The sequence below is a fragment of the Streptomyces sp. NPDC059524 genome, from assembly GCF_042749255.1.
GTDB classification, from domain to species: domain Bacteria; phylum Actinomycetota; class Actinomycetes; order Streptomycetales; family Streptomycetaceae; genus Streptomyces; species Streptomyces xanthii.
This window is the reverse complement of record NZ_JBHYTK010000210.1, coordinates 1-9,717: the sequence shown is the minus strand read 5'-3', so window position 1 is coordinate 9,717 and position 9,717 is coordinate 1. Positions and strand designations below refer to the sequence as shown.

The window sequence follows — 9,717 nt, the reverse complement described above, 5'->3', positions numbered from 1 at the left end:
TGTGTTTATACCCCCCCGCGCCCGCGCCCGTGGCGCCGCGGCCGCCCCGGGCGGGGGGCGGGGCGCCCCCCGGGCCCCGCCGCGGCGGGCCCCCCGCGCACTGCCTCCGGCCCGGTTCCTCGCGCTCCTGGCAGGGGCGTGGCTGTCGAGGCCGGGTGTGCGGCTGACTGCCGTGGCTCCGGCTCACGTGGTTCCCCGCCCCCCTTGCGCGGCGCGTCCGCCGAGCCGCGGGGGCGAGCGTCGTGGCTCCGCCCCACGCGGTTCCCCGCGCCCTGGCCGGGTCAGATCTCGCCGAGGGTGACCGTCGTCTTCTTCTCGGCGCCGTCCCGCGTGTACGTCACCGAGACCTTGTCGCCGGGCTTCTCCTCCGCCAGCGCCTCGGACAGGGACTGCGTCGTCGTCACGTCCGTGTCGCCGATCCGCACGATGACGTCGCCCGGCCGGATGCCCGCCTTCTGCGCGGCCCCGCCGTCCGTCACCTCGACCACCCCGACCCCGGCCGGCCGGTACGCGTCGTCGAGGACCGAGCGGCCCTTGATGCCGAGCGCGGCCCGCCCCGAGTCCGTCACCTTCCCGTCCTTGAGCACCTGGTCGGCGACGGTCGTGACCATCGAGGACGGGATCGCGAAGCCGATGCCGGGTGCCGCGCTGCCGCCCAGGCCGGGGTCGGTCGCCGCGAGCGTGGGGATGCCGACGACCTGCCCGTCGAGGTTCACCAGGGCGCCGCCGCTGTTGCCCGGGTTGATCGCCGCCGAGGTCTGCACCATGTTCGCGATCGTCGCGCCGGTGCCGCCGCCGGAGCGGCCCTCGCTGACGGTGCGGCCCGTCGCCGAGACGATGCCCTGGGTGACGCTCGACGACAGGCCCAGCGGCGAGCCCATCGCCAGCACGATCTGCCCGACGGCGACCTTCGCGGAGTCCGCGAACTTCGCCGGCTTCATCCCGTCCGGCACCTTGTCCAGCTTGATCACGGCGAGGTCCTGCTCGGGGTACGAGTAGACGAGCTTCGCCGAGAGCTCGTCGGTGCTGTTGGCCGTCGTGACCCGGAAGGTCTTCTCGTCGCCCACCACATGGGCGTTCGTGACGATGTGCCCCTCGCCGTCGTACACGACTCCGGAACCGAGGTCCGACGACGCCTGGATCTGCACGACCGACGGCAGGACCTGCTTGATGACCTGCATGTAGTCGTCCTGGAGGCTGTCACCGGCCTTCTGCTGCGCGGCCGGTACGGCGGCCCGCGTCGTGGACCGCGCCGCCCCCTCGGACCCGGAGCACCCGGACAGCAGGACCCCGGCGCACAGCACACCGGACAGCGGAAGAGCGAGGCGCACGGTACGCGCGCGAAAGACGTTCATGCCCGGATTGTCACGTTCGTGCGAGAGGGCTCGCGCGTCCTGCACCGCCGAACGAGCCGACGCCCACCGGACGTCGGCCCCTCCCCGGAGCGGGTCTAGCCCCGCACCCCGCACAGGTGCAGCAGCGCCGCCACCCGCCGGTACGGCTCCGTGCGGCCCGCCCGCTCCTCGGCGGCGAGCAGCGTCTGCAGCTCGCCGCGCTGCTCCGGTACCAGCGGGCCGTCGGCCGCCTGGTCCGTGAAGACCCGCACCCCGTACCAGGCGTGCAGCGGGGCCCCGATCCCGGCGAGGGTCGAGGTCAGCGTGTCGAGCCGGTCGGCCCGCACGTCCAGGCCCAGCCGGTTCGCGTACATCGTCGAGTCGAAGGCGCCGAGGGCCGTGACCCAGTCACCGGCCAGGCCGGGGCGCATCGCCAGCGCGTCCGCGTTGCGCACGAGCAGCGACAGGAGCCCGCCCGGGGCCAGCATCCGCGCCAGACCCGCGAGCAGCGCGTCCGGGTCCTCCACGTACATCAGGACGCCGTGACAGAGCACGACGTCGAAACTGCCGGGCAGGAAGTGCACGCCGGTGTCCCGGCCGTCACCCTCGACGAGCCGGACCCGCTCGCGCACCCCCTCCGGCTCCACGGCGAGCGCCTGGCGCGCCGCGGCCACCATCGTCGGATCCTGCTCCACACCGGTCACCTGGTGACCGGCCCGGGCCAGGCGCAGCGCCTGCGTGCCCTGGCCCATGCCCACGTCGAGCACGCGCAGCCGCCGCCCCACGGGGAAGCGCCCGGCTATCTGCTCGTCGAGCTGCCGGGCCACCAGCTCCTGCCGTACGACGTTCCGCAGACCGCCCAGCTTGTCCAGCCAGGCCTGCGGGGCGTCCCCGGCGAAGGCCTCGGTGCTCAGGGCCGCTCCCCGCGCTTGACCTGGGGCTTGGGCAGCCGCAGCCGCTTCATCTGGAGCGTGCGCATCAGCGCGTAGGCGACGGCGCCCTTGCGCGGCTGGTCGGGGAACTTCTCCGCCAGCTGCTTCTTCAGGCGGAAGCCCGTGATGACCGAGTCGATGACGATCGCGACGATCACGAAGAGCCACAGCAGCAGCGCGATGTTCTGCAGCGAGCCCACGCGGACCATGCTCAGGACGAGGATGATCACCGCCATCGGCAGGAAGTACTCGGCGATGCTGAAACGCGAGTCGACGAAGTCGCGCGCGTACTTGCGCACCGGGCCCTTGTCACGGGCCGGCAGATAACGCTCGTCGCCGCTCGCGAGGGCCGCGCGCTGGCGCTCCATCGCGGTGCGGCGCTCCTCGCGCGAGCGGGCGCGGGCCTCCTTCGGCGACATCTTGGTGTTGGCCACGCTGCGGCGCTGCGACTGGGCCTCGCTGCGCTTGGGCGTGGGGCGGCCCTTGGGCGCCTGCGGGTCTCGGGTCTGCTTGGACGCGTCGGAGGCGGTCACCGGGGCCTTGTCGGCCGGCGCCTTGTCGTCCTTGGATCGGCTACGGAACACAAAAACCAAGGGTACGTGCTGGACGTGCATGGACCACAGGCCCATGGGGAACGATCCGGCAACACCCTGCGTCCATACCCGGTGACAGGGGCACGGGACCCCGAGGGGAGACGGGGGCTCCCTACTCCCTGCGCGGGACCCCGAGCAGGACGCAGTCGTCCTCGGGGATGAGCGCATCCGCACCTGAACAGTGCGGTAATGGAGACAGGACCCGTACTGTGGGTTCTGTCGCAGTGCTGGAGCTGGAGTCGGTCAGAAGGGGGCGCGCGAAGCCCATGAGCGGTGTCATGAAGCGTATGGGGATGATCTTCCGCGCGAAGGCGAACAAGGCCCTTGACCGGGCCGAGGACCCTCGCGAGACCCTCGATTACTCGTATCAGAAGCAGCTGGAGCTGCTGCAGAAGGTGCGCCGCGGCGTCGCCGACGTGGCGACCAGCCGCAAGCGCCTGGAACTGCAGCTCAACCAGCTCCAGGGCCAGTCCTCCAAGCTGGAGGACCAGGGACGCAAGGCGCTCGCGCTCGGCCGCGAGGACCTCGCCCGCGAGGCCCTCTCCCGCCGCGCCGCGCTCCAGCAGCAGGTCACGGACCTGGAGACGCAGCACCAGACGCTCCAGGGCGAGGAGGAGAAGCTCACCCTCGCGGCCCAGCGCCTCCAGGCCAAGGTGGACGCCTTCCGCACCAAGAAGGAGACCATCAAGGCGACCTACACGGCGGCCCAGGCACAGACCCGCATCGGCGAGGCCTTCTCCGGCATCTCCGAGGAGATGGGCGACGTCGGCCTCGCGATCCAGCGCGCCGAGGACAAGACCGCCCAGCTGCAGGCCCGCGCCGGCGCCATCGACGAGCTGCTCGCCTCCGGCGCCCTCGACGACCCGTCCGGACTCGCCAAGGACGACATCCAGAGCGAGCTGGACCGGCTCTCCGGTGGTACGGATGTAGAGCTGGAACTGCAGCGCATGAAGGCCGAGCTGGCCGGTGGTTCCTCCTCGTCCCAGCAGGCGATCGAGGGCGGCCAGGGCCAGGGTCAGCAGAGCGGGCAGTCGCAGGACACTCCGCGCTTCGACAAGCAGTAGAGCTTCGAGAGGCCGCATCGCCTACGAGGAGGGCGCTCGTCATGATCGTACGGATCATGGGGGAGGGGCAGGTGAGGCTGGCGGACGACCACCTCACCGAGCTCAACAAGCTGGACGACGAACTCCTCGCCGAGATGGAGAGCGGCGACGAGCAGGGCTTCCGCCAGACCCTGGCCGCCCTCCTCGACGCCGTCCGCCGGCTCGGCTCCCCGCTGCCGGACGACTCCCTGGAGCCGTCCGAGCTGATCCTCCCGGCGCCCGACGCGTCGCTCGACGAGGTCCGGGCGATGCTCTCCGACGACGGACTGATCCCTGGCTGATCCCGGGCAGGTTTCCGGGAGATTCCCGTCGGACCCTCCCCACCCGGACGGCGAGCGGGGAGGGGAGGCTACCGTGACGCCGGTGACCTCGCTCGTACGGTGGGCCAGGACCCATCCCCTGGCCCTGGACGCGATCGTCGCCCTCGGCGTCCTGTTCGCGATGGTGGCGGGCTCCTTCGTCGACCCCCACGGTCCGGAGGGCACCTACGCCTGGGGCGCCCGCACCCCCGACGCCCTCAGCCTCGCCCTCATGGTGCTCGGCGCCGCCGCCCTGGTCTTCCGCCGCGTCGCCCCCATGTACGTCCTCGCGGCGACCGCCACAGTCTCCGTAGTCGAACTCGTCACCGGAGAGCCGCGCGCCCCCGTCGTCATGTCGGCCGTCGTCGCCCTCTACACCGTCGCCGCGACCACCGACCGGCCCACCACCTGGCGGGTCGGCTTCGCCACGATGGCCCTGCTCACCGGCATCGCCATGTTCGTCGGCCCGCTGCCCTGGTACGCGCAGGAGAACCTCGGGATCTTCGCCTGGACCGGTATGGCCGCCGCGGCCGGCGACGCCGTCCGCTCCCGGCGCGCCTTCGTCGACGCCATCCGCGAACGCGCCGAACGGGCCGAGCGCACCCGCGAGGAGGAGGCCAGGCGCCGAGTCGCCGAGGAACGGCTGCGCATCGCCCGCGACCTCCACGACGTCGTCGCCCACCACATCGCGCTCGTCAACGTGCAGGCCGGCGTCGCCGCCCACGTCATGGACAAGCGCCCCGACCAGGCGAAGGAGGCGCTCTCGCACGTCCGCACCGCCAGCCGCTCCGCCCTCGACGAACTCCGCGCCACCGTCGGCCTGCTGCGCCAGTCCGGAGACCCCGAGGCCCCCACCGAACCGGCCCCCGGACTCGACCGGCTCGACGACCTCGTCGGCACGTTCCGCAACGCGGGCCTGCCCGTCGAGGTGGCCCGCGCGAAGGACGCCCCCACGCTGCCCGCCGCCGTCGACCTCGCCGCCTTCCGCGTCGTCCAGGAAGCCCTCACCAACGTCCACAAGCACGCGGGCCCCGACGCGAGAGCCGAGGTCAGCGTCGTGCACGTCGGCCCGAACGTCGAGATCACCGTCCTCGACAACGGACCCGAGGCCACCCCCGGCCGGTCCGTCCCCGAGGAGGGCGGCGGCCACGGACTGCTCGGCATGCGCGAGCGGGTCTCCGCCCTCGGCGGCACCCTCAGCGCCGGACCGCGCTACGGCGGCGGATTCCGCGTCCATGCGATCCTTCCCGTCAAGGCCCGCACCACCGGGGCCGTTTCGCCCACCACGACGTCAGGGGACACCGGCGCATGACGATCCGGGTACTGCTCGCCGACGACCAGGCCCTGCTGCGCAGCGCCTTCCGCGTCCTCGTCGACTCCGAGGCCGACATGGAGGTCGTCGGCGAGGCCTCCGACGGTGCCGAGGCCGTCGCCCTCGCCCAGGAACACCTCCCCGACGTCGTCCTCATGGACATCCGGATGCCCGGCACCGACGGCCTCGCCGCCACCCGCGCCATCAGCGCCGACCCCGCGCTCGCCCAGGTCCGCGTCGTCATGCTGACCACCTTCGAGGTCGACGAGTACGTCGTGCAGTCGCTGCGGGCGGGCGCCTCCGGCTTCCTCGGCAAGGGCGCCGAACCCGAGGAACTGCTGGGCGCGGTGCGCGTCGCGGCGGCGGGCGACGCGCTGCTCTCACCGGCCGCGACCAAGGGACTCATCGCCAAGTTCCTCGCCCAGGGCGAGGGGTTCGACGAGGACGGCCGCACCGGCGGCGCCCACGCCGAGCGGCTCGCCGCGCTCACCGGACGCGAGCGCGAGGTGCTCGTCCTCGTCGCCGGCGGCCACTCCAACGACGAGATCGCCGAACGCCTCGAGGTCAGCCCGCTCACCGTCAAGACCCATGTGAACCGGGCGATGGCCAAGCTCGGCGCCCGCGACCGCGCCCAACTCGTCGTCATCGCGTACGAATCGGGCCTGGTCCGTCCAAGGGTGGAGTGAGCCCCACCCGTCACGTACTACACCCGCAGTACGCGGAGCGTGAAGACGGGACCTGGGAGCGACGAATCGGGCCGCGGGGATGGCTGAAAGTATGAGCGGCCCCCTGTGCGCGTCCGTGTGGGCGGGCCGCAGTCCGCTCGTCGTCCCACGCCCCCGGAGACCCCGCCCATGTCCTGGCTGTCGAGATTCAGCCTCGCCCAACGCGCCCTGATCGGCCTGATGTCCGTCATCGCGATCGTCTTCGGCGCGATCGCGATCCCCCAGCTCAAGCAGCAGCTGCTGCCCTCCATCGAACTGCCCATGGTCTCCGTCCTGGCCCCCTACCAGGGCGCGTCCCCGGACGTGGTCGAGAAGCAGGTCGTGGAGCCGCTGGAGAACTCCATCGACGCCGTCGACGGCGTCACCGGCATCACCGCGACGGCCTCCGAGGGCAACGCGGTCCTGATGGCCCAGTTCGACTTCGGCAACGGCTCCAAGCAGATCGTCGCCGACATCCAGCAGGCCGTGAACCGGGCCCGCGCCCAACTGCCCGACGACGTCGACCCGCAGGTGATCGCCGGCTCCACCGACGACATCCCGACCGTCGTCCTCGCCGTCACCTCCGACAAGGACCAGCAGGCGCTCGCCGACCAGCTCGACAAGACCGTCGTACCGGCCCTCAAGGACATCGACGGCGTCTCCCAGGTCACCGTCGACGGCGTCCGCGACCTCCAGGTGAACGTCACGCCGGACGACCGCAAGATGGCCGCGGCCGGTGTCTCCGTCATGACGCTCGGCCAGTCCCTGCGCTCCGGCGGCGCCACGCTGCCCGCGGGCTCCTTCGACGAGAGCGGCAAGAACCGCACGGTCCAGGTCGGCGGCGGGTTCACCTCGCTGCGGCAGATCGAGGACCTGATGATCACCGGCCAGGGCGTCAAGAAGCCCGTACGCCTCGGGGACATCGCCACCGTGAAGCAGGAGCCGTCCACGGCCGACTCGCTCACCCGCACCGACGGCCGGCCCAGCCTCGCCGTCATGGTCACCATGGACCAGGACGGCTCCGCGGTCGCCATCTCGAACGCGGTCGAGGACAAGCTGCCCGGCCTGCGTCAGGACCTCGGCGCCGGCGCGAAGCTCACCGTCGTCAGCGACCAGGGCCCCGCCGTCTCCAAGTCCATCTCCGGACTGACCACGGAGGGCGCGCTCGGCCTGCTCTTCGCCGTCATCGTCATCCTGGTCTTCCTCGCGTCGCTGCGCTCCACCCTCGTCACCGCGGTCTCCATCCCGCTGTCGGTGGTCCTCGCGCTGATCGTCCTGTGGACCCGCGACCTCTCGCTCAACATGCTCACGCTCGGCGCGCTGACCATCGCGATCGGCCGCGTCGTCGACGACTCGATCGTCGTCCTGGAGAACATCAAGCGGCACCTCGGCTACGGCGAGGAGCGCAAGGAGGCCATCCTCACGGCGGTCCGCGAGGTCGCCGGAGCGGTCACCTCGTCGACGCTCACCACGGTCGCCGTGTTCCTGCCCATCGGTCTGGTCGGCGGCATGGTCGGCGAGCTGTTCGGCTCGTTCTCCCTGACGGTGACGGCGGCGCTGCTCGCGTCCCTCCTCGTCTCCCTGACCGTCGTGCCGGTGCTCTCCTACTGGTTCCTGCGCGCCCCGAAGGCGATCCAGGGCGTCGACCCGGAGGAGGCCCGCCGCAAGGCCGAGGAGAAGGAGGCCCGCTCCCGGCTCCAGCGGATCTACGTGCCGGTGCTGCGCTTCGCGACCCGTCGCCGCCTCACCAGCGTGGCCCTCGCGACCGTCGTCCTCGTCGGCACCTTCGGCATGGCCCCGCTCCTGAAGACGAACTTCTTCGACCAGGGCGAGCAGGAAGTCCTGTCCATCAAGCAGGAGTTGAAGCCCGGCACCAGCCTCGCCGCGACCGACGCCTCCGCGCGGAAGATCGAGAAGGCGCTCCAGGGCATCGACGCCGTCAAGGACTACCAGGTCACCGTCGGCTCCTCCGGGTTCATGGCGGCCTTCGGCGGCGGCACCGACACCAACCAGGCCTCGTACCAGGTCACCCTGAAGGACAAGGCCTCCTACGAGGACACGCAGGACCGCATCGAGCGCGAGCTCGGCAAGCTGTCCGGCATCGGTACGACGACCATCGCGGCCGGTGACGGCTTCGGCAGCCAGGACCTCAGCGTGGTCGTGAAGGCCGCCGACGCGGAGGTCCTCGACAAGGCGTCCGAGCAGGTCCGCGAGTCCGTCGCCTCCCTCGACGACGTCACCGACGTGACCAGCGACCTGTCGCAGTCCGTCCCGCGCATCTCGGTCAAGGCCAACTCCAAGGCCGCCGCGGCCGGGTTCGACGACACGACGCTCGGCGCGGCCGTCGCCCAGGCGGTGCGCGGCACCACCAGCGGCAAGGCGATCCTCGACGACACCGAGCGCGACGTCGTCGTGAAGTCGGCGAAGCCGGCCACGACCATGGCCGAGCTCAAGAAGCTGCCGATGGGTCCGCGCGGTCTGACCCTGGGCGACATCGCCACGGTGAAGCTCGTCGACGGCCCGGTCTCCATGACCCGCATCGACGGCGCCCGCGCCGCCACGATCACGGCCAAGCCGACCGGGGACAACACCGGCGCGGTCTCCGCCGACCTCCAGTCGAAGCTCGCGAAGCTGGACCTGCCGGCCGGCGCCACCGCCACCATCGGCGGTGTCACCTCCGACCAGGACGACGCGTTCAAGAACCTGGGCCTGGCGATGCTCGCGGCGATCGCGATCGTCTTCCTGCTCCTGGTCGCGACGTTCCGCTCGCTGGCCCAGCCGCTGATCCTGCTGGTCTCCATCCCGTTCGCGGCCACGGGCGCGATCGGCCTGCTCGTCGCGACCGGCACCCCCATGGGCGTCCCGGCGATGATCGGCATGCTGATGCTCATCGGCATCGTCGTGACGAACGCGATCGTGCTGATCGACCTCATCAACCAGTACCGGGCACAGGGCCTGGGCGTCGTCGAGGCGGTCGTCGAGGGCGGCCGGCACCGGCTCCGCCCGATCCTGATGACGGCCCTGGCCACGATCTTCGCCCTGCTCCCGATGGCGCTCGGCGTCACCGGCGAGGGCGGCTTCATCGCGCAGCCGCTGGCGGTGGTCGTGATCGGCGGCCTCATCACGTCGACCCTGCTGACCCTGCTCCTCGTCCCGACGCTCTACGCGATGCTGGAGCTCCGCAAGGAGCGGCGGGCCAAGAAGCGGGCCGCGAAGAAGGGGGCCGCCCTGCCGGAGCAGGCGACCCCCGAATCCGAGTCCGACCCGGAGCCTGCGAAGGCCTGACGCCCCGCCGCCGGGGCGAGCGCATCATCCGACGCTCGCCCCGGTGGGGGCTGGCCGCGCAGTTCCCCGCGCCCCTGGGAAGGCTGCGCCTTCCTCGGGAAAATGCGACCCGAAGGGTCTGCATTTCAGGGGCGCGGGGAACTGCGCGAGAAGCC

Annotated in this window: 8 protein-coding genes; 5 read left to right on the top strand and 3 right to left on the bottom strand. The window is 71.8% G+C overall.

Features of this window, described 5'->3' with window-relative positions; genetic code table 11:
• Nucleotides 1–281: 281 nt before the first annotated feature.
• The 3 genes from ACFW9D_RS35375 to ACFW9D_RS35365 all read right to left on the bottom strand — a co-directional run bounded on the left by ACFW9D_RS35375 (nucleotide 282) and on the right by ACFW9D_RS35365 (nucleotide 2,895).
• A complete protein-coding gene (locus tag ACFW9D_RS35375) occupies nucleotides 282–1,355 on the bottom strand; it encodes a S1C family serine protease (RefSeq protein ID WP_384629074.1) in 1,074 nt (357 codons plus the stop codon).
• A gap of 95 nt (nucleotides 1,356–1,450) precedes the next feature.
• Nucleotides 1,451–2,161, bottom strand: coding sequence for a bifunctional 2-polyprenyl-6-hydroxyphenol methylase/3-demethylubiquinol 3-O-methyltransferase UbiG (locus ACFW9D_RS35370; RefSeq protein WP_188339341.1), 711 nt, complete (start codon nucleotides 2,159–2,161; stop codon nucleotides 1,451–1,453).
• 83 nt (nucleotides 2,162–2,244) lie between these two features.
• The gene (locus tag ACFW9D_RS35365; protein ID WP_188339342.1) at nucleotides 2,245–2,895 is read right to left on the bottom strand and encodes a DUF3043 domain-containing protein; all 651 of its coding nucleotides are present in this window, start codon (nucleotides 2,893–2,895) and stop codon (nucleotides 2,245–2,247) included.
• A gap of 230 nt (nucleotides 2,896–3,125) precedes the next feature.
• On the opposite strand from ACFW9D_RS35365, the gene ACFW9D_RS35360 reads away from it, so the two are divergent.
• The 5 genes from ACFW9D_RS35360 to ACFW9D_RS35340 all read left to right on the top strand — a co-directional run bounded on the left by ACFW9D_RS35360 (nucleotide 3,126) and on the right by ACFW9D_RS35340 (nucleotide 9,562).
• The gene (locus ACFW9D_RS35360; RefSeq protein WP_188339343.1) at nucleotides 3,126–3,923 is read left to right on the top strand and encodes a PspA/IM30 family protein; all 798 of its coding nucleotides are present in this window, start codon (nucleotides 3,126–3,128) and stop codon (nucleotides 3,921–3,923) included.
• Between the two features lie 41 nt (nucleotides 3,924–3,964).
• A complete protein-coding gene (locus ACFW9D_RS35355; protein WP_384629070.1) occupies nucleotides 3,965–4,243 on the top strand; it encodes a hypothetical protein in 279 nt (92 codons plus the stop codon).
• Nucleotides 4,244–4,325: 82 nt separating this feature from the next.
• Entirely contained in the window at nucleotides 4,326–5,573 is a 1,248-nt protein-coding gene (locus ACFW9D_RS35350) for a sensor histidine kinase (RefSeq protein WP_384629067.1), read from the top strand.
• Nucleotides 5,570–6,259: a response regulator transcription factor gene (locus ACFW9D_RS35345; protein ID WP_188339345.1), complete on the top strand. Its 690-nt coding sequence runs from the start codon at nucleotides 5,570–5,572 to the stop codon at nucleotides 6,257–6,259. The genes ACFW9D_RS35350 and ACFW9D_RS35345 overlap by 4 nt, the downstream gene beginning before the upstream one ends.
• A gap of 168 nt (nucleotides 6,260–6,427) precedes the next feature.
• Nucleotides 6,428–9,562: an efflux RND transporter permease subunit gene (locus tag ACFW9D_RS35340; RefSeq protein ID WP_384629065.1), complete on the top strand. Its 3,135-nt coding sequence runs from the start codon at nucleotides 6,428–6,430 to the stop codon at nucleotides 9,560–9,562.
• Nucleotides 9,563–9,717: the final 155 nt, after the last annotated feature.